Raw genomic sequence first — 26,901 nt, 5'->3', positions numbered from 1 at the left:
GTTGAAACCACGTCGCACAGCGGATCGACTAAAGATCTTTGGTTTGCGCCGCCCCTCATTGCCCTGCCGGGCATTTCTCCCCGTATAGCGACGGGGAGAAAGACGTTGTCGCCGAAGATTTCGCCAATCGCCGACGTTGCTGAATGGGCGCCGGGAGTGCGGCCATCTCCTTCTCCCCGTCACTATACGGGGAGAAGGTGCCGGCAGGCGGATGAGGGGCGGCGCCGACCGATTGTTATCCTCGTCGCCCGCTCAGTGCAGGCGGCCGCTCGCATGGGCCAGCATGGTGTAGACCTTGCCGGTGTCCGACGTCAGGTAGGTCTGCGCCATGATGTTGTCACGGTCGTTGCGCGAGACATCCTTGAGCAGCTTCTCGAAATCGTCGCAGTAGCGGTCGACAGCAGCGCGGAACTCGGCTTCCGCCTGATACTTGCGACGGATCTCGTCGAACGTCTGCTGTCCCTTCAGTGTGTAGAGCCGCCGCGTGAACACGTCACGCTCGCCACGCCGGTAGCGGTTCCACAGCTCGATCGAAGCCTCGTGGTCGATGGCACGCGCGATATCGACTGAGAGCGAGTTCAGCGATTCCACGACATGCAGGGGCGAGCGCTGGGCAGGGGTAGCGCGCTGCGCTTCCGCGGGGGCCGTAGGGGCTGCCGACCTGAGGTCCTCATCGTTCGATGCCGCGGTCAGCAGATCCCGCACCCATCCGCCCTGGGGCGTGCGGGCGCTGGCATCGCCGCGCGGACGCGGTGCCGCCTCGGCAGGACGCTCAAGGTCGAGCGTGCCGCGCAATGCAGGGCCGCCCAAGGGCGCCTGAGGCGTGCGCAGGTCCGGCTGCGGTGCCGGTGCGCGGCGCGGCGGCTCGGCAGCGCGTGCGGCCGGCGGTTGCGGCGCCGGACGCAGGTTGCGTGGTTCGGACCCGTCACCGCCGCGGCCGGACTTGGCCACGATGTCCGAAAGCTCCTTCAGGGCGTTGATCTGCTCGGAAACGGCGCGGCGGATGGCCGAGGTCGATTCCTTTGCCTCTTCCGGCATTTCGATGACGCCCTTCTTGAGCTCGGCCCGGGTCAGGTCGAGTTCGCTCTTGATCGAGCCCGCGGTGCGCCGCATCTCCTCGGTCGCATCGGCAAAGCGCTTGGTTGCCGAGTCAACGACGTCGGTGATGGCGTTGCGGATCTTGTCGGCCGACTCCATCGTCTTGCCTTCGGCGTTCTGCAGTGTCTGGCCGACGAGATTTTCGAACGAGCGCATGACCCTTTCGAGATCCTCCGACTTCTTGACCAGGCCGACGGCGAGGTCTTCGAGCGACGACTGCCGTTCGAGCGTGTGTTCGAGATTGCTCTGGGCCGAGCTCAACAGGTCCGAAGCACTGGAGAGCAGGCGGCTGTGCTCGTCGAACTTGGTGGCAATCGACGCCACCTCGCGCAAGGTGGACGACGACAGTTCCGTCAGCCTTGTCGTGTTCGAATCGACCAGACGTGCCGAGCTGGCAAAGGTCTGCGCGGCCTTCTCGGTGGTGGCGGCGAAGCTTTGCGTGCTGCCGCTCAGGCGTTCATCGACCTGGCCGAGATTGACCGCGGCCTGGTCGATCAACTGACCGAGCTGCGAGCTGGACTTGGTCATGCGGCCGATGAGATCAGCGACGCTGTCGGACAGCGACGAGCGGGCGCCTTCGACCGCCGACAAGGTTTCGGCGGTGCGGCTGGCGAGCGCGTCGACAAGCGCAGCATTCTCGCTGCGCAGCTTCTCGGTGGCGCGTTCGGTGACCTCTTCCATGCTCTTTTGCAGGTCCGAGCCGCCCTGGGCGAAGCGCTCGACCAGGGGCCGTGCGGTTTCGTCGAGGATCTTCGACATTTCGGCCGAACGTGCGGCGAGCATGGTGTTGAGTTCGCGGGTGTTGGCGCCGATCGTCTTGGCGGCATCGTTGGTGCTTTGGCCGATATGCTGGCCAACCGCGGTGAAGGTCTCGGCGATCACATTGGCGCGCGAGACGAGTTGCGCCTCGGCATTCGACACCTGTTCGTTGAGCTTCTGGCCCATCGTCTCGGCTGTGAAGGCGAGGCGGTTCTCGACGCCTGAGACCTGCTCTTCGACACGGGCTGCCGCGGCCGCGGCACTCGACGCGAAACGCTCGTCCGCACCGGCAAGCGCCTGCTCGATTTCGCGGGCATGCAGGGCCATTTCCTGGCCGGTCCGCCTTGCGCGTTCGGCAACCCGTTGCTCGGTATCGGCAAAGGCACCGACGATCGTCTCGGCATGCTCGCCGATCGTGGAGGTGCTGCTGGCGATGCGCGACACCAGACGCTGATCCGCCTCGTCGAAGATACGGCCGATTTCCGAGGCACGGCTCGACAGCGCTTCCGAACCTTCGGCGATGCGCGAGACGAGTTGCTGGTCGGCGGCATCGAAGATGCGGCCAAGGTCCGATGCACGCGCGGCAAGCGCTTCGGCCGATTCGCCGATGCGCATGCCGAGCCGCTGGTCGGCGCCTTCGAAGTTGCGCAGGATGTCGCCGGCACGCGCGGCCAGCGACTGGGCGGTCTCGATAGCGCGGGCAACCAGCTTCTGGTCGGCCGCATCGAACGTGCCGGCAATCTCGCTTGCACGGGCGGCCAGATGATCCGCGGTGTCCTGGGCCCGGGCAGTCAGCTGATCGGCGGCTTCCTGGGCACGGGCGGCCAGCTTCTGATCCGCCGCGTCGAAGGTGCCGGCGATCTGGCTTGCGCGAGCGGCCAGCTGATCGGCGGTTTCATGCGCGCGGGCCAGCAGCGAGCTGGACGTATCGTCGGCACGAGCAAGCAAGGCGTTGGACGTGTCTTCGGCGCGAGCGTGGAGGCGACGGTCTGCATCCTCGAAGGTGCGGGCGATGTCTTCGGCCCGCGCCAGCAGGGCGGCGGACGTCTGCTCGGCGCGCTCGGCGATCTTGCGGTCGGCGTCGCTGAAAGCGGCACCGGCCTGCTCGTGCAGGGTGCTGGTGACTTCCAGCACCTTTTCGCGCAGGGCGCCGGCGACAAACACGGCGCTCTTCTCGAGCACGGCGCGGACGTTGTCTACGCCTGTCGAGAGCGCACGCTCCATGGTGCCGGCACGCTCCTCGATGATGCCGGTCTGGCGGCTGAATGCCTGCTCGATCTTCTCGACATCGCCTGCGATAGCGGCAGAGATGTCCGAGCTTCTGGCGGCGATCTGGTCGATGTGGCCCGACAGCGAGCGGTCGACATCCTTGCGGGTCTCGGCCAGCTTGCCGAGATCGTCTTCCAGCGCGAGGGTCAGCATATTGCGGCCTTCGGCGAGCTTGCCGACATGCCCGGCGATGATGTTGTCGATATCGCCGCGGCTTTCGGTGAGCTTCTGCAGGTCAGTTTCGAGGGCGCGTTTGAGAATGTCGCGACCCTCGGCCAGTTTCTCCACCTGGCCGGCGACCAGGCCGTCGATGCTGGAGCGGCTTTCGGCCAGCTTGGCGAGGTCGGCTTCCAGCGCGCGCTTGAGAACATCGCGGCCCTCGGCGAGCTTCTCAACCTGGCCGGCGACCAGGCCATCGATGCTGGAGCGGCTCTCGGCCAGCTTGCCGAGATCGTCCTCAAGCGCTTTCGACAGGGTCGAGCGCTCCTGGACGAGCCTTTCCGCGTGGCTGTTGACGAGGCCGCCGACGTTTTCGAGGTCGGCTTCAAGCGCTTTCGACAGCGTCGAACGGTCCTGCACGAGCCTTTCGGAATGGCTGTTGACCAGGCCGTTGACGCTTTCGAGATCAGCCTCGAGCGCCCGGGCGAACTGTGCCCGGTCATCGACCAGTTTCTGCGACTGGTCGGCAATGGTGCCCTTGATCGCATTGAGGTCGGATTCCAGAGCACGCCGCAGGATATCTCGGCCCTCGGACAGCTTCTCGACCTGACCGGCAACCAGCCCGTCGATGCTGGAACGGCTGTCGGCCAGCTTGGCGAGGTCATCCTCAAGGGCCCTCGACAGGGCGGAGCGGTCTTGGACGAGCTTGTTCATGTGATCGGCGATGACGCTGTTCACATTCTGCAGATCGGCTTCCAGGACCCGGGAAAGCTGACCGCGATCCTCGGCCAGCTTTTCCGACTGGCTCGATATGACGCCCTTGATCGTGTTCAGATCGGATTCCAGCGCGCGCTTGAGAATGTCGCGGCCTTCCGCCAGCTTCTCGACCTGACCGGCGACCAGACCGTCGATGCTCGAACGGCTTTCAGCCAGCTTGGCAAGGTCGGCCTCAAGCGTCTGGGACAGCAGGCCGCGGTCCTCGGCCAGCCGTCCCGAGTGGCTTTCGATCAGGCCGCGTATTCCGGACAGATCGCTGTCGAGCGAATGGGAAAGCTGCGTGCGGTCCTCCGCCAGTTTGGCGGAATGGGTTTCGATCAGGCTCTTGATGCCGACGATGTCGTTTTCCAACGCCTTGGCGAGCACGGCGCGGCCCTCGGCGATCTTCTCGACCTGACCGGCGACCAGACCGTCGATGCTGGCGCGGCTGTCGGACAGTTTGCCGAGGTCGGCCTCCAGGGCGCGTGACAGAATGTTGCGGCCCTCGGCGAGCTTACCGACATGGCCCGCGACCATTTCATCAATAATCGTACGAGCTTGCACCAGTTTCCCGGAGTCTTCGTTTAGGGCAGTGGAGAGCCTGTTGCGGCCTTCTTCCAGCCTTTCGAGATGGCTGCCGAGCGATGCATCGATGGCCGCCCGCGATTCATTGACCTTGCGCAGGTCCTCTTCGAGAGCGCGCGAGATCAGGCTGCGGCCTTCGGCCAGCTTCTGCACCTGGTTGGTTACCGCCGCATCGATGCCGGCGCGGCCCTCGGCGAACTTCGCCAGGTCGGCCTCCATGGCCGCGGCCATGCGCTCGCGGCTTTCGGACAGTTTCCTGCTGTGGTTCTCGACGGCTTCCTCGATGCCGACGCGGGCGTCGGCGAGCCGCTGGATGTCGCTGTCGAACGAACGCGACACGACATGGCGCGCGGCCTCCATGCGCCCGGCGAAGTCGCTGGCGCGGGCTTCGAGCATGGAGGAGGTCGAGGTGACGATGTCGGCCATGTCGGCGCCGATCTGGGTCTTGCCCTGATCAATCATCGCCGACAGCGTGTCCTTGCTCTCGGCAAAGGTATGGGCGATTTCGCGTGCGCGCTCGACCAGCGTTTCGTTGATCTGGCGGGCGCGGGCCTCGAGTGCCGCATTGAGCTTCTGCGTTCCGGTGTCCAGCGCCTCGGCGCGCGTCTGGAACTCGCTGATCAGTGCCTGGCCGCGTTCGGCGAGCGTCCGCTCGATGCCGTTGAGGCTGGCCTCGAATTCGGAATTGAGGGTGCGTGCGGCGCCGCCAAGCAGCGACACCATGCCGGTGGTGCGATCGTCGAGCAGATCGGTCAACGACCGTGTCAGGCCGTCAGTGGTGTCCGTCAGCTTGGCAATGCGGGTGTCGAGAAGGCTGGCGAAGGCCTCGCCCGAGGTCGACAGACGGTCGGTGATCGAATCGAGCCGGCCTTCGACGGAATCGAAGATCGACATCGAGCTTTCGTTGATGCGATCGATCAGCGTGTCGCCGGAATTGGTGATCGTCATCGACAATTTGGTCGACGCATTGAGGATCGAGTCGCGTATGATGTCGGAGGCGGCGCCGATCTCGTCCTTCAGCGTCTCGTGCGCGCCGGTGATCGAAGCGCGGACGCGCTCGGCATGGGTGACGACGGCTTCGCGCTCGCTGCCGAGCCCGTCGACCAGCGAGCGGATGCGGGATTCATTCTCGGAATAGGAGCGTTCGATCTGGTTGACTTCGCTGTGGACCAGCGTTTCCAGTTCGACCGCGCGGGCAAGCGTGCGTTCGATGCCTTCGCCCATGGCCGCGACCTCGCGACGAACGGCCTGGCCGATCATCATGACGCGATCCTGGGCAAGGTTTTCCGGCTCAGTCAGGCGGAAGGCCACTTCGGTCATCGACTGTGCGGCGATGCGCATTTCCTGGGCGCGGCGAATCATGGCGGCGAAGGCCCAGAACAGGATGACGGGCACGATGGCCGCGACCGCAAGGCCGATCAGCTCCGGACGGGCAAGGAACTGGTCGAGCGTACGGATTCTCCAGATGCTCGGTCCGAAAAGCAGATTGGCCAAACCGCCGGCGCCAGCGAACCAGGCGAGCGAAACGAAGGCGACGACCCAGTAAATGGTGTTCGAGGCACGCCTGTTGAGGCTGTGCAGGAGCGTCTTATAGTCCTTCTGGCGATCGTCATTGGCCGGTGCGAAACCAGCGGGCTGGGCGCCATTGCGCGGTTCCACGGGGCGCAATTCGGCAGGCTTTGCCTTGGGCGCGGGTTTCGCGGCGTGGTTCTGATTGACTACGGGCTCCGGGTTTTGTTCCGGCTTATGATTGCGTCCCTCGCGCGCCAACTCGTCGGCCGCCTGGGATATCTGAGCTTCCAGATCCTCCATCGAAGCCGCGATGTCGAGGTCGCCGTTGCCCATCTCGTTGCTGAGGTCGAGATCGAGCGCCTTTTCCAGTTCCCTGGCCACGTCGCTGTCGAGAGTTCTCGTCGTCGTTGGTTTCTTTGCCATGCCTTCGCTACCCTGTACTAGCTGCCGCGGGCTTATAATTCTGTTTGTCTTGCCCCGCGCAGGAGGCTGAAAATGGACCCCTCGTATCGTAATGACACAGGGGGGTAAAGAAAACATGCATTCCGCGGGATACGTAAAACTTTAAATATAAGGTTAACGGAACTGTGATTTGGGCGCCGCTTTGGCAACATTTTTCCCGGCCATTCATTAACCCGTTGTCCATTGGATTCGCCTAGGTTTTTGGGCGAATCGAAGAAACGGAGTTCGAGTTCATGCGTGGCGAAAGCGGCATTGCCTTCTCAATGCCCGGGGGCGACGTATCCGGACCAAGGCGGTCACGGCCGGTCGATTTGGCACACCTTGCCCGCCAGACGATGGGTGACCGCAGCCTTGAGCAAGAGGTGCTGGCGCTGTTTGTACAGCAGGCGCTGTCCGTGCGCGACAGAATAGTCGACGCCGACATCAAGGATCGGCTTCTGCTCGCCCATGGATTGAAGGGTTCGGCACGGGGCGTCGGCGCCTTTGCCATCGCCGATTGCGCCACCGAGATCGAGCACCGGCCGGAAGACGGCCAGACGCTCAAACGGCTTGGCATGCTGATCGACGAAGTGCGCGATTTCATCGCCGCCATCAACCGCTGAATCCGCGCTGAACCCGATTTGCGGAAAAACGTCATCGGGCGGCGCTTTCATGCGGCAGTTGACTTGTCAGCCGGAGTGATTATCTCGGCTGGAACTCCCTTCAGGTGACAAATGACCAAGCTGACTTTCATTGCCCATGACGGCACGCATTTCGACATGGACGCCGAGAACGGCTCTACGGTCATGGAGAACGCGATCCGCAACGCCGTGCCCGGGATCGAAGCCGAATGCGGCGGCGCCTGCGCCTGTGCCACCTGTCACGTCTATGTCGACGAAGCCTGGACGGCTGAAGTCGGCGAGCCGGAAGCGATGGAAGAGGACATGCTGGACTTCGCTTACGACGTCCAGCCTAACTCACGGCTGTCGTGCCAGATCAAGGTGCGAGACGCGCTCGACGGTCTCATTGTGCGGGTGCCTGCCCGTCAGGGATAAGCGCAGTATCTTTGCCAACTGATTTTTCCCGCTGCGGCTTGGCAGCGGAGCGATGGTCATGCAGTGTCCTGCTGTTTCACTACAGCGCCGCGCGTCCTCTTGGACGCGCAAAGGACGCTGTAGCACTTTTATTTGCGCATGATCCTTTCCGAAAATCGATCCGATTTTCGGGGTCATGCGCAGCGAGGCACAGGCATGACCGACATTATCAGGACAGACGTGCTTATTGTCGGGGCAGGACCGGTTGGCCTGTTTGCCGTGTTCGAGCTCGGCCTGTTCGACATGAAATGCCACCTGATCGACATTCTCGATCGGCCGGGCGGCCAGTGCGCGGAGCTCTATCCGGAAAAGCCGATCTACGACATTCCAGGCTGGCCTTCGATCTCGGCGCAGGGGCTGGTCGACAAATTGCTCGAGCAGATCGCGCCGTTCAAGCCTGATTTCAGCTACAACCGAATGGTTTCCAGCCTGGAAAAACTGGAGGACGGCAGTTTTCGCGTCACCACCGACGAAAACGAGGTGTTCGAGGCCAAGGTGGTGGTGATTGCCGCCGGCGGCGGCTCCTTCCAGCCCAAGCGTCCGCCGATCCCCGGCATAGAGCCCTATGAAGGCAAGAGCGTCTTCTATTCGGTGCGCCGGATGGAGGATTTTCGCGGCCATGACCTCGTTATTGTCGGCGGCGGCGACTCGGCACTCGACTGGACGCTGAACCTGCAGCCGGTGGCAAAGAGCGTGACGCTTGTGCACCGGCGGCCCGAGTTCCGTGCCGCCCCCGACAGCGTCAACAAGATGTATGCCATGCAGGAGATGAGGCAGCTGGAGTTCCAGGTCGGGCAGGTGACCGGATTGACCGGTGCCGACGGCCAACTGTCATCGGCCACCATCAAGGGACCTGACGGCGATGTCGAGGTGCCTTGCACGCGCATGCTGCCGTTCTTCGGCCTGACCATGAAGCTCGGACCGATCGCGGAGTGGGGTCTCAACCTTCACGAGAACCTTATTCCGGTCGATACCGAGAAGTTCCAGACATCGGTGCCCGGTATCTTCGCGGTCGGCGACATCAACTGGTATCCGGGCAAGCTGAAGCTGATCCTGTCTGGCTTCCACGAAGTGGCGCTGATGGCGCAGGCCGCCAAGCGCATCATCAGCCCCGGCGAGCGCATCGTTTTCCAGTACACGACCTCATCGACCAGCCTGCAGAAGAAGCTCGGCGTCTCCGGCTGAAGCTTACTCGGCGAGGATGGGCGCCGCATTGTCGGCGTAACCGCGAAGCTCCTTTTCGGGCATCAGCGTCAGCGTGATCAGCCCCAGCAGCAATGTAACGGCGGCGACGGCAAAGATCATCACGAACGGCTCGACCGTCGCGCTATGGCCCACGATCCGCACGCCTTCACCGGCAAGTGGCAAGCCGTAGCCCAGAGCGACCGCGCCGAGCATCGCGACACCAAGCGCACTGCCAAGCGAACGCAGGAATGTCAGCACGCCCGTCGCGACGCCGAGATGCACGCGATCGACGGCGTTCTGGACCGACACGGTGGTGACCGGAAACGTCGTTCCGGTTCCAAACCCGATGCAGATCGTCAAGACCTCTACCTCCAGCAGCGTTGCATATCCTGCGACGACGGCCAGCAGGCAGAGGCACAGCATGCTGAAGACGACGCCCACCATCGCGATGCGCTTGTAGTGGGAGAAATGCGGTATCACACGCCCGCTGAATGCCGCGCCGCCGACGGTCCCCAGCAGAAGCCCGAGCATCGCGATGCCCGACTCTGCGGCCGACAGGCCGAGCACCGCCTGAAGATAGACGGGCAGGTACACAGCCATGCCGACGCTTGCGGCCTGAAGCAGGAACATCGAAAGCGTGCCCGCCAGAACGATTGGATTGCCAAGCACTTCGAGTGAGATGAGCGGCTCGGCGGCTCGCATAAGCCGCAAGGCAAAAGCGCCCCAGAAAATCGCCGAACCGCAGAGAACGCCGATGACTTCAAGCGAAATCCAGGGATAGGCGCTGCCGCCCCAGTTCAATGCGAGCAGCAGCAGCGCCGTGGCAACGATCAGAAGCAACGCGCCCAGGCCGTCGATGCGATGGCGCTTTGCGGCAACCGGCAGTTTCTTGAGCGGCTTGTTGATGATCGCCATCGCAAGAACACCAAGCGGAATGTTGATCCAGAAGATCAGTGACCAGTGCAGGTGCTCGGCGAAAGTGCCGCCGAGCAACGGACCGGCAACGCTGGCGACAGCCCATGTTCCGGAGAACCAGGCGGCATAGCGTGCCCGCTCGCGCGGCGGAACGAGATCGCCGACGACGGTCTGCGTCAAAGCGAACAAGCCGCCGCCACCTGCGCCCTGGATCGCCCGCCCGACAACCAGCACAAACATGTTGGGAGCCATCGCACTGACCAGCGATCCCGCCAAAAAGATCAGGATCGCGGCATAGACAGTCGGCCGGCGGCCGTAGACGTCGGAAATCTTGCCGTAGAGCGGGGCCACGGCGGTAGCGGTCAGGAGATAACCGGTGACGATCCATGGCAGATAGTGTGCGTTTCCGAGCGCATGCCCAATGGTCGGCATGGCTGGCGCAACAATGGTCTGGTCGAGTGCCGCCAACAGCATCGACAACAGAACGCCGCCAATAATGGCGTTCTTTTCGCTATCTGTTATCGGCGTGCCGGTTTCCGCCATCGTTTTGTTATCGACAGCCTGGTCCATGATCGTTCATCCATAAGCTTGCGATTTGACCGGCCCTGTTCAGCCGTTCCGGTTTCTTGACCGTTTGGATCGCATTGGTGTTTTAAGCTCGCGTCTGGCGAGCCTGACATATTTCGTCCCATATAGGCCGGTTTCGACAGGGGCTCGAAAGTTTTTCGAATCTGGCACTACCTTCGGCGATTTTGGCTTTCAGTTCGGGTGCGTTCAGGCCGGCGGCAGTCGGCCATTCCCGATGCGCTCCATGCGGTAGCGCAGCAGCCGCAAGATGCGGCTTTCGAAATTGACGCTTTCGACGCGGTCGAACTGAAGCTGGGCGCGGTCGTGCCTGGCCAGAACAGCCGCGGTGATGGCTGCCGCCTTGGCCTTGGCGGCGTCGCAGTTCTTTTGCGGGTAGGTGGCCTTCAAGGCCTCTTCGAGTTCGCCGCCATGGTTCTTGGCGATTTCGACATGGCGCTCCTCATGGCGCTTGATGTCGGCGGACAGCGTATCCCAGAACAGCCTGACATCGGCATCGGCCTTGCGCGGGCGCCGCCACTCGGGAAGGATCACCTTCACTTTGACGGTCACCGCCGCGTCGGCGATCCGGCAGGAATTCGGCGTCTGCGCATAGCTGACACGGGTGGTGAAGGCCATTTGCGTGGCGCCCGGGTGCCGGTTGCCGGTACTTTTCACCTCCGGCCCGCGTTTGGAGAGTTGTGCCTCGATATCGTCGAGGGTGCTGCCGCCGATGGCGAAATAGCTGTACGTCTTGACGAGATTGGCGGTCGCCGCCGGAAGCGGGGTCATGGCGAGCAGCAGCGCGCAAGCCAAGGATCGTTTCACGCCCAGGGACCGTCTTTTCATGCCAAGCATGGCTCGCTTCATCATGTTGCCTCTTCGATCACCTTGCTTTACGGCCGTTGCCGGCGCAATGAAATTGATCCGCCAGGGATCACACATGATTGATGAACTCCATGGTCGATGAGCAATGACGGCCCGGCGATGGCAGTTGGCGCATGGACGCCATCTCGACCTTGGCGGCAAGGCCGTGGTCGTCGGCATCCTCAATGTCACGCCCGATAGCTTTTCCGACGGCGGCCAGTTCGACGCCCCTGAAAAGGCGCTGGCCCAGGCGCGCCGCATGATCGGGGAAGGGGCACTGGTTGTCGATGTCGGCGGAGAATCGACGCGCCCAGGTGCTGCCGCGGTATCGGCCAGCCAGGAACAGGAGCGCATCCTGCCGGTGATCGAAGCGCTGGCGGGCGTGAGCGAGGTGCTGATTTCGGTCGACACCTATCGTGCCGACACGGCGCGGCTGGCGGTAGCCGGCGGCGCGCATATCGTCAACGATGTCTGGGGTTTGCAGCGCGAGCCCGAGATTGCGCGTGTCGCCGCCGACACCGGCGCGGGGCTTGTCATCATGCATACTGGGCGGGATCGCCAGAAGCTGCCGGATGCGATTGCCGATCAACTGACGTTCCTGCGAAGGTCGCTGGAAATCGCCCGCCAGAACGGCATCGCCGACGATCGTATCGTGCTCGATCCCGGTTTCGGATTCGCCAAGGAGACGGCGGAGGAAAATCTCGACCTGATGGCACGCTTTTCGGAATTGCATGCCCTCGGCCTGCCGCTGATGGCCGGTACGTCGCGAAAACGCTTCATCGGCACGGTCACCGGCCGTGATGCCGCCGACAGAGGGGTCGGAACAGCGGCGACCAGCGTTATATTGAGGCTCCAGGGCGCCGATCTGTTTCGCGTCCACGATGTCGCATTCAACGTGGACGCTTTGGCGCTCGCGGATGCTATGCTGGCGCGTCGGACGGACCAGGCGAGAAACTGAGCGATGTATGTCATCCGCATGAAGAACTGCGCTTTCTTTGCCCGGCACGGCGTGCTGGACGAGGAGGAAAGGCTCGGCCAGCGCTTCTATGTCGATGCTGTTCTCACCGTCGATCCAGGCCGCGCACTTGCCGAGGATTCGATCGAGGATACAGTCCACTACGGCATTGCATTCACCGTCATTGAGAAGATCATCACCGGGCAGCGCCGTTTTCTGATCGAGTCGCTGGCGCTCGAAGTGGCCCGTGCGCTGACGGCGCGTTTTCCGCAGATAAAGAAAGCCGAGATCACGGTGCGCAAGCCGAACGCACCGGTGCCCGGCGTGCTCGATTATGTCGAGGTGACCGTTGTCTGGCCCGAATAGTACCGTTTATCTCAGCCTTGGCGGCAATCTTGGCGATCCGGCGAAATCCATGGGCGCGGCGCTGCGCATGCTGGATGCCGACGCGGATACGCGCGTCACCGGCGTCTCCTCGCTTTATCGCACGCCGCCATGGGGCAAGCTCGATCAGCCGGATTTTCTCAATGCGGCCGCCGAAATTTCCACCGTGCTTGCACCGCGTGCCTTGCTCGACCTCTGCCTCGATGCGGAGCGCAAGCTGAAGCGTGTCCGGGAGGAGCGCTGGGGGCCGCGGCTGATCGATATCGACATTCTGGTGTTCGGCGACCGCGTCATCCACGAGACCGGACTGGAGGTGCCGCATCCGCGCATGCTGGAGCGCGCCTTCGTGCTGGCGCCGCTGGCCGAGATCGCGCCCGGCCTGGTTGTCAGCGGTCGCAGCATCACCGACCGCCTGGTCGCCGTCGATACTTCAGGCATCGAGCGATTGTCCTCCGGCCGGGATTGGTGGTTGGCCTAGGTGCGTTGATATTCAGGTGATGCCGGCCTGCAAACGGCGAGTTCCTGCGCTTCCGGTGCTCACGTACCCAAATGTACGCTCCGCTCCGGTTCTCGGAACCCACCGTTTTCGACTCGGCCTGACCTGAATCTCAACACACCTTGGAGCGGGGTCTTTAACCGGAGAAACCGCCGCCATCCAGGAACGTCTGCTCCTGCGGGGTGGTTTCGCGGCCAAGCATCTTGTTTCGGTGCGGAAAACGGCCGAAATTCTGAATGATATCGCGGTGTTCGACAGCGTACTTCAGGTATGGCTCGGCCCAGGCCTGCGTCAGTTCGACCGAAATGTCCTGGTCGGCCAGCAGTTCCGAATGCTCGTAAGGCAGGTAGAGGAAAACGCGGAGTTCTTCCTCGAGTGCCAGGTCATGACCAGCCGCGATCGCCCTCTCCGCGAAATATCTGGCGAGCGGATCGGTCGCGTACATATGGCCGGTGCCGCGAAAACAGTTCCGCGGAAACTGGTCGAGCAGGATCATCAGCGCCAGCGCGCCTTCGGCATGTTCCAGCCAGTCGTCGCATTCACGCCGCGCGGCGGCGTAGTGCAGGCCGAGAAAGCGGTCGCGGAACTCGGCATCGAATGCCTCGTTCTTCTCGAACCAGGCATCCTCGCCGGCATCGCGCCAGAATTTGGTGACCGACAGGGCCCTGCTGTCCAATTCCATGCCTAATTCCTTGCTCAATCGGCGGGTTCGGACTTGTGCAGCACACCCGCGGTTTCTTCATTGAGTGCCTGACCAGGCCGGCGCGGCGTGGAGAGCGGTGTCGGAATCGGCGTACCGATATTGCCTCTCAGGAAGCGCTGTCCGGCGCGAATGCCTTCGGCAAGCTGGGTTTCGAAGCGATCGGTGTCGCGGCGCCTGACGTCTTCGATCGTTTCAGCCACGTCTTCGGGATCGACGCCCAGCGATTCCAGGGCCGAGCCGCCGAAAACAAGTGCGGATTCGAAGGTTTCGCGCAGCTGGTAGTCGACGCCGGCGCGAATGAGCTGCAGCGCGGTACCACGATCGAAAGCGCGGGCCAGCACGGTGAGCAAAGGAAACTCAGCCTTGATGAGCTCCGCGATGCGAACAGCCACATCGGCCTTGTCGACGCAGATCAGCACGGCGCGCGCACGGCCGGCGCCGGCGGCATGCAGGATGTCCAGTCGCGTGCCGTCGCCATAATAGACCTTGAAGCCGAAATCGGCCGCCGCCTGGATCATTTCGACGTCATTGTCGATGATCGAGACGTCGATGCCGCGCAGCAGCAGCGGCTGGCTCGCGATCTGGCCGAAGCGGCCGAAACCAATGACCAGCACGCTGCCGGTCAGGCCATCGGCGACATCGACCCCGTCGAGCGACTGCTCGTCACGCGGCGTCAGATAGCGCAAGGCGATGATGGCCAGCGGCGTCAGTACCATGGAGATGATGACGATCGCCGTCAGCGTCGCGTTGGCCTGGCCGTCGATGATGCCGACCGCCGCGGCCGCCGAGTAAAGGACAAAGGCGAATTCGCCGCCTTGTGCCATGAAGACCGCGCGCTCCAGGGCTTCGCGGTGGCCTGATTTCAGGATGCGGGCGACGATGTAGATACCGAATGCCTTCATCACCATGTAGGCGACGACATAGATGGCGATCAGCCGCCAGTTCGCCGCGACCACATGCAGGTCGAGCGACATGCCTACCGCGAGAAAGAACAGGCCAAGCAGGATGCCGCGGAAGGGTTCGATGTCGGCTTCGAGTTGGTGGCGGAAGGTTGATTCGGACAAGAGCACGCCGGCCAGGAAGGCACCCATCGCCATCGACAGGCCGCTGAGCTGCATGGCGAGGGCGGACCCAAGGACGACCAGAAGTGCCGCCGCCGTCATCACTTCACGGGCACGGGCATCCGCCAGGATGCGGAAGAACGGGTTGAGCAGATAACGGCCGGCCACCACCAGGCCGACGATTGCGGCAAGGCCGATGCCGATTTCGGTCAGCCGCTCCATCAGGCTGGTGTCGGCACCGCCGGGCGCCAGGAACGCGATCAGCGCCAGCAGCGGCACGATGGCAAGGTCCTCGAGCAGCAGCACCGATACGATGCGCTGTCCTTTCGGTGCAGCGATCTCGCCGCGTTCCTCCAGAAGCTGCATGACGATCGCCGTCGAGGTCAGCACGAAGCCGGCGCCGGCGACGAAGGATTGCGCGATCGGAAACCCTCCGGCCATGCCGACACCGGTCAACAGCAGCGCGCAGACGCCGACCTGCAGCGCACCGAGGCCAAAGATCTCACGGCGCAGGCCCCACAGCCGCGACGGCTGCATTTCCAGCCCAATGATGAACAGGAACATCACCACACCGAGCTCGGCGACATGAAGAATGGCTTCCGATTCGGAAAAGACGCCGAGGCCGAACGGACCGATCACCACGCCGGCGGCCAGATAGCCGAGGATCGAGCCAAGGCCCATGCGCTTGAAGATCGGAACGGCAACGACGCCGGCAGCAAGCAGTGCCACCACCTGAACCAGATCACTGCCCGATGCTTCCGCCGCCATGCCTCTTGTCCCTGTGTGTAGCAGAACTCCTTGCATGCAGTTGGAGTGGGAGGCAAGGCGAGAAATCTGCCGGGAGGGGTAGGGTGCCGCTGCAACGATTTACTTTGTGGAACAACGGTCCCCGCTTGCCTGCCGGACGTTCGGCATCTATATCAGGTATATGCCTGACTATTCGTCCCGGCGGTCTTCGACGCCACATATCCCGATGGATGCGCTCAGCGAAGTTCTGCAAGACTTTCGCTTGAGTGGTGTCAACTATGGCCGCTGCGAGCTCCGGCACCCATGGAGCATAGACTTTCCGCAACAACAGCTGCTTCGGTTTCACTTTGTCGGCCAGGGCCCGTGTTGGATTCATACTGAATCGCAAGGCTGGCAGGAGTTACGCGATGGCGATCTGGTGCTGTTGCCACAAGGCATCGCCCATCGGCTGGCGAGCGCGCCGGACGTTGCAGGGGACTCGCTCGAAGGTTGCAAGGTGATCAAGTTGGGGGGCAACGTCTGCGAAGTGGTGCGGCAAGGAACGGGCGCGACGAGCACCCTTTTCTGCGGCTCCATGGCCTTGGATTCCTATGCGCTCAACCCATTGATCACGTTGATGCCGCCTGTCATCAAGGGTTGCGACGTGGCCGGCAATGACCCGGTCGTCGGTCCTTTGCTGGCGGCCATGACGGTGGAGGCCTCGCAACCGCAGATGGGCAGCGCCACGATTCTGTCGCGTATGGCCGACTTGCTGACGGCCCGGCTCATACGCTGCTGGGTCAATTGCAACGGAGCCTCGACCACCGGTTGGCTCGCAGCCATCCGCGACCCCCATATAGGCCGCGCTTTGGCGGCCATGCACCGCGACCCCGGCCACAACTGGACGCTGGGAAGCCTGGCCGGCGTGGCAGGCCAATCGCGTTCGATTTTCGCCGAACGTTTCAGTGCGGTATTGGGAGAGGGTGCCGCACACTATCTCGCCCGCCTGCGCATGCAGCTTGCCCGCGAATTGCTGGGCCAAAACGGCTTGTCGGTTGCCGAAGTCGCTACCCGTTTGGGATATGATTCCGAGGCATCCTTCGCGCGCGCGTTCAAGCGCATCACCAATGTCTCGCCGGGCGTTGTGCGCCGCACAATTCCCGGACGAATGGATATGAATTTCGGATTCTAAGATACATATCATCCGAGCGGACTCGCCTATTTAAGACCTCCAAACTTTGGAGATCTTTCCGTGACTGACACAACATTACAGCTTGAAGACGCCGCGATTGGCCTTGATGCCGATGCACCAGCCGCATGGAGCGCAGCCAACTGGTTCGCGGTCATTTCATTGGCGGCCACCAGCTTTGCCCTGGTGTCGGCCGAATTCCTGCCCGCAGGTCTGCTGACGCCAATGGCACGCGATCTCGGCATCAGCGAGGGGACGGCCGGCCAGGTCGTCACCGCCACCGCTTCCGTCGGCGCTGTGACGGCCATGTTGAGCAATGTTCTCATCGGCCGCTTGAATCGCAAGGCGGTGCTGGTTGGTCTCAGCGCCCTCGCGGTCGGTTCCAATATCCTGGCGGCGCTGGCGACCGATTTCTGGCTGTTGCTGTTGGGCCGGGCCGGGCTGGGCATCGCTCTCAGCGCTTTCTGGGCACTTTCGGTCGCCGTCGTGGCGAGGCTGGTTGGCGCCAATGCGACAGGTCGGGGCATGGCGATCGTCACCCTCGGCGTCTCGCTTGCCACCATTGCCGCACCGTCGATGGGAGCGCTGATCAGTGACTGGATTGGGTGGCGCAGTGCCATGGCCATGACGGCGGGGCTGGCCGCGCTTGCCATGCTGCTGCAGCTTCTCAGCCTGCCGACCTTGCCTGCAACGGCAAGCAACAGCCTTGCAGATGTATTTCGGCTGACCCGGCGGCGCGGCATCCAACTCGGCATGCTGGCCATTGTTTTGCTGATGACGGGGCATTTTGCCGGCTCGGTCTATGTGCGTCCCTTCCTCGAACAGGTGACACTCCTTACAACCGGACCGATTGCCCTGGCTCTGCTCGGGTTTGGCATCGCTGCCGTGATCGGTAATGTTGCCGGCGGCCGCATGGCCGACACCAACATCCACATGGCCCTCGCAGTCACCGCAGCGTTGATGGCGGTTGCGGCACTTACTTTGCTGCTTTGGGGCTCGCATATCGGCGTTGCCTTCGGCTTCGTTACGCTGTGGGGTTTCGCCTTTGGCATGGCGCCGGTGGTGCTGCCGACCAATATGTCGCGCGCGGCGCCTGATGCGCTGGAGGCAGCGGGCAGCCTGATGGTCACCTCTTTCCAAATTGCCATCACCATCGGCGCGGTTGTCGGCGGCTATGTCGTGGACACCTATGGCGCGACCGGGCCTTTGACTCTGACTGCTGTCCTTGCCGCATCGACCGCCGTCTTGGCGCTGCTGCAGCCACGCAGCTGAACTTTGCTGCCGCCGATAAAATAGCCTGAATCCGGGCCGCCGCCGATGTTGCAGGCGCGATACACAAGTTGAGGCCGGGAACACGTTGCATCTTGCCGCAATCGAAGGCTAAGGACGCTCGGCTTCGGCCATTGGAGGGTGATCGACGATCAAGTCGCGCCCTTTTTGAGGAGATGACTGACATGAAGAAGTTTTTGTTTGTTGCCGTCGGCCTGGCGGTGCTTGCCGGTTCGGCTTGCTCGAAGGCGCCCGAGTGCACGGCGGAAATCGCGACCAAGAAGGCGCAGGACATGGCTACCGCGCTGCAGGAAGCGATTACCAAGGACCCGTCCAAAGCGGCTGATCTGACGGCCAAGGTCCAGGCGGTGACAACCAAGTATCAGGGCGCTACGACATTGGCCGACGCCTGCAAGGCCTATGACGAACTGACGGCCACAATCAAAGGCTAACGCCCTGATTTGAGATCAAGGCCTAAGCGCCTGATTCGATTGGTCAAGGGAGAGGGCGGTGACCGTTGGGTCGCCGCCTTTTTTTCGGATTTTTCAGTTCGGCGCGATGGAGCCGACTTCGACTGCGTCGACGCGCTTCAGGCTCATGCCGATCACCGGCACCAATTGGTCGTCGACGCGCACGGCAATAGTCACTGTCATCGAATTGTCGTCAGGGATGCGAGCCTGCATGACGCCGCGGAGCTGGTTGCGGTTGATGGTGAAGACCACTTTGCGGGGATCGACGACGTTGCCGCCGATGATGTCGAGGCCGGAACCGGCCGCGCCACCCATAAAGCTGCCCTTGTAGCCCTCGCGGCCCTTGCGCTCGATCTTGGCCGACATCTGCTGGGTGAACATGCCAACCCGGCAGCCGCCGTCGAGCGACATGCCGACCTTGCCGTCGGGCGTCGAGCCGGTGAAGCTGCAGTTGAACTTGGTGCCTTTGTACTTGCCGGCGACAATTTCGCCGGGTCCGATCCACTTGCCTTCTGCCGCCTGGAAGAACTGCTTGTCCGGCTCCGCCGCAGAGGCCACTCCGGCAAGGCCGACGACTGCCGCAATCACCGTTGCCAGGGGCAGGACGCTGGATAGAATTACGCTTTTCATCGACGACACCCGGCAACAAAGATGCTGTTTGGAACCCGTCTGACCATGAACAAGATTGGTTAATGCTTCGTCACCGCGAGGCCGCCGCAAAGCAGTCCGGTAACAATTCCGAAGATCCAGACACTCCAGCCGGCTCACTTGCCGGATCGGGTCGTTTCACCGTCTTTCCTGGTTGCGAACGATGTCAGCGCCGAGAGGAAGTCGCCCAATCCGGGACGCTTGGCGGCGCTGAAGGGCAGGGGTCGCGCCGTCTCCATCGCGGCGATGCCGATGCGCGCCGTCATCATGCCGTTGACGACGCCCTCGCCAAGCTTGGCCGAAAGGCGCGCGGCCAGGCCGTGGCCGACGATCTGCTGGACGAAACTGTCACCGACGGCGATCGAGCCGGTGACCGCCAGATGCGCCAGCACGCTGCGCGCCAGGCGGAAGAAACCCAGCGTTCCGGGCCGCCCGCCATAGAGTTCCGAGAGACGGCGAATGAGCCGCCCCGCCTCGAACACGACATAGGCGACATCGACGAGTGCGCGTGGACTGACCGCCGTCACCAGCGAAACGCGTTTGGCGGCTTCGAGAATCATCACCTTCGCCCTGGCATCGAGGGGGCCCAGAATTTCTGCCTCGGCCAGGCGCACGAGATTGCCGCCGTCGATGATTTCGCCGCGCAGTTCGGCCAGCGCGCGCCGGCCGGCCGCGGTTTCGGGTTTGGCCGCGACAAAGGCCGACAATTCGTCGACGACCGATCGTGCCGCCTTGGGATCGTCGCGGGCGATCGCGTCGAGCGCACGCTTCTGCAGCTTTTCGACCTCGGCGAGGCGGGCGATCGCCAGGAATTCGCGAATCAGGATAACCACAAGCGCCAGCACGGCAATGGCGGCCATGCCCGCCGCCAGCCAGCCCAGCCATTCGGCGCGCGCGAAGAGGTCGCGTATGAGTTCGTCGGTCCATAGGCCGACCGCCAGCGAAACAAGCACGCCAAAGGCGCCGAAGAAGATGCTGCCGAGCAGCGAACGCTTCCTGGGGGCAATGGCCGGCGGCGGCTCCGCGGCAATGAAGTCGGGCTCGTCGAAGACATCGACTTCCGCCGGGATGACCATCGCGACATCGGTCTTCATCGCGCGGGGTTTACGCTGGATGTCGGCCTGGGCACGGCGCGCCTGCGGCTCCTCTTGCCTTGGTTCGGCTTCCGGCTCGATGCGGAACGCTGCCGGCTTGCGGGGCGCGGTCATGCCAGATGATCTCCGATCAGGAACTGCAAGGCACGGTCGAGCCTGATATGCGGCAGCGACAGGGTGATACCTTCGGCCGTGCGTTCTAGCTTTGGGGGACGGAAACGGACGAAGCGGATTGCAGGGTCCGCGGCATCCTGCTTGTGATCGGCTCCCGAAAGATCAAAAACCGCATCAATTTTCTCCGGTAAATCACCAGGAAATATGGCTGTTTCAGTTTTTCCATCGAAGGTTTCGGCGTTGATCTTCTCGCCGGCGATCGGCGTGCCGATAATGACTGGCAACGTCTCTCGGCCTTGCTTGACGGTGCCTTCGCGCGTCGCGCGCACCGCCGCCATGGCGACCACATCGACGTCGGCGCCGGTGAAATTCGCCCGTGCCACGGCGCGGTCGGCAAGCCGCCGCACGATCGACTGCAGGCGGTCATGGCTTTCGTGATGCAGATGGTCGGCTTTGGTCGCGGCAACCAGGATGCGGTCGATCCGCCGCGAGAACAGGTCGGTGAGGAAACTGCCCCGGCCGGGTCGGAAACAGCTAAGGATCTCGGTTACCGCGCGTTCCAGGTCGGCCATGGCGCCGGGGCCGGCGTTCAGCGCCTGCATGGCGTCGATCAGCACGATCTGGCGATCGAGGCGGGTGATGTGTTCGCGGAAGAAGGGTTTGACGACATGGGTCTTGTAGGCCTCGTAGCGCCGGTCCATCATGGCGTGCAGCGACCCTGCGCGCGGACGCCTGTCGCCGATCCCGGCCAGGGGCGCGAAAGTCAGTGCCGGCGAGCCTTCGAGATCGCCCGGCATCAGGAAACGGCCGGGCGGCAAAGTCGAAAGCGCCCGCTCGTCGAGCTTGCAGGCCTTCAGATAGGCGGCGAAGCTTTCGGCCAGGCGGCGCGCCGTCATCTCGTCGGCATCGGCGTCCGGATCGATCCCAGCCGACAGCGCCCGCCAAGCCTGCGACAGGTCCTCGCGCACCGGCAGAACGGCCATTTCAAAGGCTTCGTGCGAAAAATCGGCGAAGGATTTGCCGAGCAGGGGCAGATCGAGCAGCCATTCGCCGGGATAATCGACGATATCGACCGACAGTCTGCCTGAAGAAAACATGCGGCTCCAGCCGGAAGCCGATTCATATTCGATGGTCAGCCGCAGTTCCGAAATGGCGCGCGTCGAATCGGGCCAGGCACGATCGTTGACCAGGGCGGCGATGTGGTCCTCGTACTGGAAACGCGGCACCGCGTCGTCGGGCTGCTGCTCGAGGAAGGCGCGGGCGATGCGCCCAGATTTCTGCGCCTCGAACAGCGGCAGGCGGCCGCCATGGATCAAATTGTGGACTAGGGCCGATATGAACACCGTTTTGCCGGCGCGGGACAATCCGGTCACGCCGAGGCGCAGCGATGGGGAAAAAAGCCCGGTGGCGCGGCCTGACAGCGTGTCGAGGGCAATCCTCGCCTCGTCGGTGAAGGTGGTCAGCGATGATGCCAAAATATGCTCTCTCGGACTTCGGTCCGTCCGATATAGGCTCTACAACCAGGCTTTGAAATGGCTTCAGAGATCGGCCGGCGTCAGGAACGCTTCGAGATAGCCGGCGCCTTGGGCGGCGCTGGCAAGATCGCCGTCGAAGCGGACGACCGCCAGGCCCGCGGTCGGAAACCCGTGGTTCAGCGTGGCCCGCGCGGTTTCGTCGCCGTCGCCCGAAACTGCCATGGTGAGGTCTTCCATCATCGGGTTGTGGCCAATGACCAGCAATGAGCCCGATCCGCCATTGTCGCGGATAAGGTGGAGGTAACCGGCCGCGTCCGCGCTGTAGAGCGCGTCGAAGAACAGGACCCGGCCGGTGTCGGTCTGGCCGGCCAGGCTTTCCAGCGTCTCCTTGGCGCGTTTGGCATTGGAGCAGAGCGTGCGGTCCGGAACATAGAGGCGGGAGCGCATGGCGGCGCCCATCATTTCGGCATCGGAACGGCCGGACGCGTCGAGCGGGCGATCGAAATCCCGCATACCGGGCAGTGCCCAGCCAGCCTTTGCATGTCGCAACAGATAAAGCCTGCTCACCCAACCTCCGAATGCCGAAGCCTCCCGGGATTAGCCACGAGAACGGCGTTGCGCACAATGCCCGTGCTCTTCAGACACAGCGAATCACCCAATGCTGCTTGCTGCAAAGGCGCTTGCGTTCGCCCCGGGATCACGGCCGATCTCGGAAAGCATGTGCCACCGGATCCAAAGTGTCTCGGCGGAGTTTGTACCAAAGCGACCGTACGCGGCTGCAAAGACCCGTGGCGGGGTACTTTAACAATTGCGTGAAACAGCGGCCGATTGCGCTTGTGCAGGCGTCGGACGACGAATATATAGGCGCCAAATTTGGGGCAGTTTGGGTGAGTCGAATGAACGACATCGTTACCGCCGATTACGTACCCTCCGAAGACGAGCCGTTCATGAACGAGCGGCAGAAATCCTACTTCCGCTCAAAGCTCGTCACCTGGAAGAATGACATATTGCGCGAAGCGCGCGAAACACTGGAAATCCTGCAGCAAGAAAACGCCAACCACCCCGATCTGGCCGATCGCGCCTCTTCGGAAACCGACCGTGCCATCGAACTCAGGGCCCGTGACCGTCAGCGCAAGCTCATTGCAAAGATCGACTCCGCCCTGCAGCGCATCGACGAAGGCACTTACGGCTATTGCGAAGAGACCGGCGAGCCGATCGCGCTGAAGCGGCTCGATGCGCGTCCGATCGCGACATTGTCGATCGAAGCGCAGGAGCGGCATGAGCGCCGCGAAAAAGTCTATCGCGACGACTGAAGGTCAAGGCCGGCGGCGCACGGCCGGCTGTCCCGAACGAACTCGATCCTGAAAATGGCCGGTTTTCCGGCCATTTCTATTGGTGCGGCATCCACCGCTCTGAGGCGCGCGAAGGCCGCAAACCCTTGATATTTTGCGCTTGGACGAGGTGGTTCGGTAGCGGACCGGCGGCGATGTTTCGCGGGATAGCGACCCGGCCGTCGCTCATCTCTTCTGACTGGAGAGTTCGCCGAGAAGCTTGGTCATCTCGTCGTCGAGCGACTGCGGCGCCGCCGGCTTGCCCACCGGGCCGCCCGAACGGGGCTGGTCTAGCGACACTTCGAGCTCCCTCATCAGCGTGTCGTCGATGCTGTCTTGCACCGGCTGCGGTGGTGGCGGGGCGTGCCGGGCGGTGTTGGCATTGGCGGAGCCGTAGGCCGGCAACGGCGTGACATTGGTCGGCTGATAGCTTTGCGTTGCCGGCTTCGGTGCAGGTGCCGGCCGCGCTGTTGGACGCGGGCGGGCGGGCGTCGTGTTCACCGGCTGTGGAGCGGGTGCCTGTCTGGCCGGCGGCGGAGCGGGTTGCGGCGGACGTGGCCTTGTTGCTGCCGGGGCCGCGGTGGCCGGGACCGGCTGCAAGCCACCGTCTCCAGTCAATGCCGGCCGGCGTAGCGCCGAAAGTCGGATATCGCGCTCGACGACGACGTCGGTCGGGCCGCCGATCAGAAGCAGGTGCTCGATATCGTCACGGCGTATCAGCACCAACCTGCGATGGCTGTCGACGGCGGTGGCATCCATGACGGCCAGTCGCGTCTTGCGGTTCCGGCCACCGGCGACGAAGGTTCCGAATGTCAGGTTGCGCACCAGCTTGATGATGACGAGAACGATGACCAGCAGGACAAGCGCTGCAAACGTCCACAGCAATGCTGCGGCATAACCGGGACCTGCCACGCTATCGAGCCATTGCATTGGGTTCCCCTGATCGCCCTTGGAAGTGACGAGACACTAGACCGTTGCAGCGGGCTACCGCAAGTTGCGTTTCACGCCGGTGAACAGCTAGAAAAACTCCGAAGCCCGGAAGACATCATTTTTATCCGACATTTGCCGCCCAGGCCTTTTCCGGACTAGGAGAATGTGATTCAACCCGCTAGGGGCGGGTGTCGGAACACCGGAATTCACGAGCAGGGGGCACATGGCCAAGGAAGCGCGCGGCGATTTCTATCCGGTACCGATCGTCGACCAGAATACGCGACCCGGCGCGGTCACCCGGCTTATCATTTTCATCGTCGTTCTGACGGGGGCGGCGATCGTCTTCGGGCTTTTCCGCGAGCGCCTCGGCGATCCTTTCCTGCTCGGCATGCTCGGCGTGCTGGCGATGATCGGCGTCGGCTTTCTGTTTGCGACGGCGATCGGCTTCGTGCAGGTCACGCCACGCTCGACAGGCGACGAACTGTCGAAATCCTTCGTCGATTCGATGTCGCAGGGGCTTCTCGTCACCGACACCAAGGGCCGCGTCGTCTACGCCAATCGCGCCTATGCGGATATGACCGGAGCATCGTCCGCTGCCGATCTGAAGACCGTCGAGGGATTGCTCTCGGATGTCCCCGAAGCCTCGGTGACGATCTATCGCCTGGCGTCCGGCCTGCGCGACGGCCAGTCGGGCGACGGCGAGTTTAGGCTCGCACAGTCCATTCGGCCCGGTGCCGAGCCTGGCGCCCGCTGGTACCGGGCCCGCGCCCGCGCCTTCAGCGTTCCAGGCCAGCGGCTGCCGATGCTGGCCTGGCAGCTTGCCGACATCTCGCAGGAGCGGGCCGAGCAGGAGCGCTTCTTCCTCGACCTGCAGAAGGCGATCGATCACCTCGACCACGCGCCGGCCGGCTTCTTTTCGGCCGACCAGGAGGGCCGCGTCACCTATATCAACGCCACGCTCGCCGAATGGCTTGGCATCGACCTCACCAGCTTCACGCCCGGCGCCGTGTCTCTGTCGAAGATCGTGGCCGGCGACGGCATGGCGCTGGTCCGCTCGGTCAAGGCCGACCCCGGCACCACACGCAACGCGGTGATCGATCTCGACCTGACGACCACGACGGGCGAAGCGCTGCCGGTGCGCTTCATGCACCGTGTTTCGGCCAGCCGCGAAGGATTGAACGGGCCGACACGCACGATCGTGCTCAACCGCACGCAAGGCGAGGATGCCTCTGCCGATTTGCGGGCTTCGGAAGTGCGCTTCACCCGCTTCTTCAACTCGACACCGATGGCGATCGCCGGCGTCGACCACAATGGGCGCATCCTGCGCACCAATGCGCCGTTCCTGTCGCTGTTTTCGTCTGTCGTCGATCGCGACGCCGTCGACCGTCGCGTAAGGCTCGACACGGTGATCCACGAACGCGACCGGCCGGCCTTCGCGGCTGCCTTCGAGAAAGCGCAGCAGCGGCAGGCCGACATCGAGCCGATCGACACGCTTTTGCCCGGCAACGACGAACGGCACATCCGCTTCTACGTCAATGCCGTCGCCGACGGCACCGGTGGCGAGGGCGCCGAGGAGTCGGCCATCGTCTACGCCGTCGAGACGACGGAGCAGAAGGCGCTCGAAGGGCAGATGGCGCAGAGCCAGAAGATGCAGGCGGTCGGCCAGCTTGCCGGCGGCATCGCGCATGATTTCAACAATGTGCTGACCGCCATCATCATGGCGTCCGACCTTTTGTTGACCAATCACCGTCCGTCGGACCCCTCCTTCCCCGACATCATGAACATCAAGCAGAACGCCAACCGGGCGGCTTCGCTGGTGCGGCAGCTTCTGGCCTTCTCGCGCAAGCAGACATTGCGGCCGGAAGTGCTCAACCTGACCGACGTACTCGCCGATCTCAGGATGCTGCTCGCCCGCCTTGTCGGCAACGACATCAAGCTGAAGGTTGATCATGGCCGCGACCTGTGGCCGGTCAAGGTCGATATCGGGCAGTTCGAGCAGGTGGTCGTCAACCTTGCGGTCAACGCGCGCGACGCAATGCCGGCGGGCGGCGATCTCACCGTGCGCACCCGCAATGTGACCGCCGAGGAGTGCAAGGCCTTTTCCTACCGCGAACTCGCCCCGGCGGACTATGTCGTGGTCGAAGTCGAGGACACCGGCAGCGGCATCGCGCCCGACGTGCTGAAGAAGATTTTCGAGCCTTTCTTCACAACCAAGGAAGTCGGCAAGGGCACTGGCCTTGGCCTGTCGATGGTCTATGGCATCATCAAGCAGACCGGCGGCTTCATCTTCTGCGATTCCGAAGTCGGCAAAGGCTCGACTTTCCGCATTTTCCTGCCGCGTCACATCGCCAAAGCGAAAAAAGCAGGCGAGCCCGGCGATGCGCCGGCGACGCCGGCAAAGGTCGCCGATCCGGCCAAGGATCTGTCGGGCTCGGCCACGGTGCTGCTCGTCGAGGACGAGGATGCCGTGCGCATGGGCGGCATGCGGGCGCTGACCTCGCGTGGCTACACCGTGCACGAGGCATCGTCGGGCGTCGAGGCGCTGGAAGTGTTCGAGGCGCTGGGCGGCAAGGTCGATATCGTCGTTTCCGACGTGGTCATGCCGGAAATGGACGGACCGACACTGCTTGGTGAATTGCGCAAGCGCCAGCCGGACATCAAGTTCGTCTTCGTGTCCGGCTACGCCGAGGACGCATTCGCCAGAAACCTCCCGGCAGATGCGCATTTCGGCTTTCTGCCCAAGCCGTTTTCGCTCAAGCAACTGGCGACGATCGTCAAGGACGTGCTGGAGTCTTAGAGCCTTTCCCATGTTCCACCTTGCACAACGCCGTGACAACGCCATGATTGCGGGT

21 protein-coding genes are annotated in these 26,901 nt (G+C 63.2%); 11 read left to right on the top strand and 10 right to left on the bottom strand.

What is annotated here, in order from left to right:
• Positions 1–252: 252 nt before the first annotated feature.
• Entirely contained in the window at positions 253–6,561 is a 6,309-nt protein-coding gene (locus EJ079_RS25760) for a kinesin (RefSeq protein WP_127810516.1), read from the bottom strand.
• A gap of 272 nt (positions 6,562–6,833) precedes the next feature.
• Between EJ079_RS25760 and EJ079_RS25755 the strand changes: the two genes are divergently transcribed.
• From EJ079_RS25755 to EJ079_RS25745, 3 genes are all read left to right on the top strand, one after another.
• Positions 6,834–7,202, top strand: a complete 369-nt coding sequence (locus EJ079_RS25755; RefSeq protein WP_127269546.1) for an Hpt domain-containing protein — start codon at positions 6,834–6,836, stop codon at positions 7,200–7,202.
• Positions 7,203–7,313: 111 nt separating this feature from the next.
• Complete coding sequence (locus tag EJ079_RS25750; protein ID WP_056582251.1) at positions 7,314–7,634, top strand: 2Fe-2S iron-sulfur cluster-binding protein; 321 nt, start codon at positions 7,314–7,316, stop codon at positions 7,632–7,634.
• A 195-nt stretch (positions 7,635–7,829) separates the two neighbouring features.
• Positions 7,830–8,858, top strand: a complete 1,029-nt coding sequence (locus EJ079_RS25745) for an NAD(P)/FAD-dependent oxidoreductase (protein ID WP_127269545.1) — start codon at positions 7,830–7,832, stop codon at positions 8,856–8,858.
• Positions 8,859–8,861: 3 nt separating this feature from the next.
• On the opposite strand, the gene EJ079_RS25740 is transcribed toward EJ079_RS25745, so the two are convergent.
• Both EJ079_RS25740 and EJ079_RS25735 read right to left on the bottom strand, forming a co-directional pair.
• On the bottom strand, positions 8,862–10,343 hold the full coding sequence (locus EJ079_RS25740) for an MDR family MFS transporter (protein WP_127810515.1): 1,482 nt from the start codon (positions 10,341–10,343) through the stop codon (positions 8,862–8,864).
• A gap of 204 nt (positions 10,344–10,547) precedes the next feature.
• Positions 10,548–11,186, bottom strand: a complete 639-nt coding sequence (locus EJ079_RS25735) for a DUF922 domain-containing protein (RefSeq protein ID WP_245481734.1) — start codon at positions 11,184–11,186, stop codon at positions 10,548–10,550.
• Between the two features lie 124 nt (positions 11,187–11,310).
• On the opposite strand from EJ079_RS25735, the gene folP reads away from it, so the two are divergent.
• The 3 genes from folP to folK are packed head-to-tail and all read left to right on the top strand — an operon-like array spanning position 11,311 to position 13,021.
• Entirely contained in the window at positions 11,311–12,162 is an 852-nt protein-coding gene (gene folP / locus EJ079_RS25730) for a dihydropteroate synthase (protein WP_127810514.1), read from the top strand.
• Positions 12,163–12,165: 3 nt separating this feature from the next.
• The gene (gene folB / locus EJ079_RS25725) at positions 12,166–12,525 is read left to right on the top strand and encodes a dihydroneopterin aldolase (protein WP_023813034.1); all 360 of its coding nucleotides are present in this window, start codon (positions 12,166–12,168) and stop codon (positions 12,523–12,525) included.
• Positions 12,509–13,021, top strand: coding sequence for a 2-amino-4-hydroxy-6-hydroxymethyldihydropteridine diphosphokinase (folK, locus tag EJ079_RS25720; protein WP_127272685.1), 513 nt, complete (start codon positions 12,509–12,511; stop codon positions 13,019–13,021). Before folB ends, folK begins: the two co-directional genes overlap by 17 nt.
• Before the next feature lie 154 nt (positions 13,022–13,175).
• Here the strand turns inward: folK and EJ079_RS25715 are convergent, their stop codons facing one another.
• Positions 13,176–13,721, bottom strand: a complete 546-nt coding sequence (locus EJ079_RS25715; protein ID WP_127272684.1) for a DUF924 family protein — start codon at positions 13,719–13,721, stop codon at positions 13,176–13,178.
• 14 nt (positions 13,722–13,735) lie between these two features.
• Complete coding sequence (locus EJ079_RS25710) at positions 13,736–15,571, bottom strand: monovalent cation:proton antiporter-2 (CPA2) family protein (RefSeq protein WP_127810513.1); 1,836 nt, start codon at positions 15,569–15,571, stop codon at positions 13,736–13,738.
• 160 nt (positions 15,572–15,731) lie between these two features.
• Between EJ079_RS25710 and EJ079_RS25705 the strand changes: the two genes are divergently transcribed.
• The 3 genes from EJ079_RS25705 (at position 15,732) to EJ079_RS25695 (ending at position 18,439) form a co-directional block, all read left to right on the top strand.
• Positions 15,732–16,721, top strand: a complete 990-nt coding sequence (locus tag EJ079_RS25705) for an AraC family transcriptional regulator (RefSeq protein WP_174800327.1) — start codon at positions 15,732–15,734, stop codon at positions 16,719–16,721.
• 60 nt (positions 16,722–16,781) lie between these two features.
• Entirely contained in the window at positions 16,782–17,990 is a 1,209-nt protein-coding gene (locus tag EJ079_RS25700; RefSeq protein WP_127810511.1) for an MFS transporter, read from the top strand.
• A gap of 182 nt (positions 17,991–18,172) precedes the next feature.
• The gene (locus EJ079_RS25695) at positions 18,173–18,439 is read left to right on the top strand and encodes a hypothetical protein (protein ID WP_127271315.1); all 267 of its coding nucleotides are present in this window, start codon (positions 18,173–18,175) and stop codon (positions 18,437–18,439) included.
• 93 nt (positions 18,440–18,532) lie between these two features.
• On the opposite strand, the gene EJ079_RS25690 is transcribed toward EJ079_RS25695, so the two are convergent.
• The 4 genes from EJ079_RS25690 to EJ079_RS25675 all read right to left on the bottom strand — a co-directional run bounded on the left by EJ079_RS25690 (position 18,533) and on the right by EJ079_RS25675 (position 22,355).
• Positions 18,533–19,087 (bottom strand): hypothetical protein, encoded by a 555-nt coding sequence (locus EJ079_RS25690; RefSeq protein ID WP_127398986.1) that lies wholly within the window; start codon positions 19,085–19,087, stop codon positions 18,533–18,535.
• Between the two features lie 134 nt (positions 19,088–19,221).
• Positions 19,222–20,313 (bottom strand): YcjF family protein, encoded by a 1,092-nt coding sequence (locus tag EJ079_RS25685; protein ID WP_127810510.1) that lies wholly within the window; start codon positions 20,311–20,313, stop codon positions 19,222–19,224.
• A complete protein-coding gene (locus EJ079_RS25680; RefSeq protein ID WP_127810509.1) occupies positions 20,310–21,788 on the bottom strand; it encodes a YcjX family protein in 1,479 nt (492 codons plus the stop codon). The genes EJ079_RS25685 and EJ079_RS25680 overlap by 4 nt, the downstream gene beginning before the upstream one ends.
• A 63-nt stretch (positions 21,789–21,851) precedes the next feature.
• A complete protein-coding gene (locus EJ079_RS25675; RefSeq protein ID WP_127810508.1) occupies positions 21,852–22,355 on the bottom strand; it encodes a histidine phosphatase family protein in 504 nt (167 codons plus the stop codon).
• Positions 22,356–22,684: 329 nt separating this feature from the next.
• Between EJ079_RS25675 and dksA the strand changes: the two genes are divergently transcribed.
• Positions 22,685–23,101 (top strand): RNA polymerase-binding protein DksA, encoded by a 417-nt coding sequence (gene dksA / locus EJ079_RS25670; RefSeq protein ID WP_013531862.1) that lies wholly within the window; start codon positions 22,685–22,687, stop codon positions 23,099–23,101.
• 204 nt (positions 23,102–23,305) lie between these two features.
• Here dksA and EJ079_RS25665 read toward each other — a convergent pair whose 3' ends face one another.
• Entirely contained in the window at positions 23,306–24,049 is a 744-nt protein-coding gene (locus EJ079_RS25665; protein WP_127810507.1) for a flagellar biosynthetic protein FliO, read from the bottom strand.
• A gap of 223 nt (positions 24,050–24,272) precedes the next feature.
• On the opposite strand from EJ079_RS25665, the gene EJ079_RS25660 reads away from it, so the two are divergent.
• A complete protein-coding gene (locus tag EJ079_RS25660; RefSeq protein WP_127810506.1) occupies positions 24,273–26,846 on the top strand; it encodes an ATP-binding protein in 2,574 nt (857 codons plus the stop codon).
• Positions 26,847–26,901 lie beyond the last annotated feature (55 nt).

The organism is Mesorhizobium sp. M7A.F.Ce.TU.012.03.2.1 (assembly GCF_004006095.1).
Lineage (GTDB): Bacteria > Pseudomonadota > Alphaproteobacteria > Rhizobiales > Rhizobiaceae > Mesorhizobium.
Note: the sequence above shows the minus strand (reverse complement) of the source record. Positions and strands in the feature narration are given on the sequence as shown.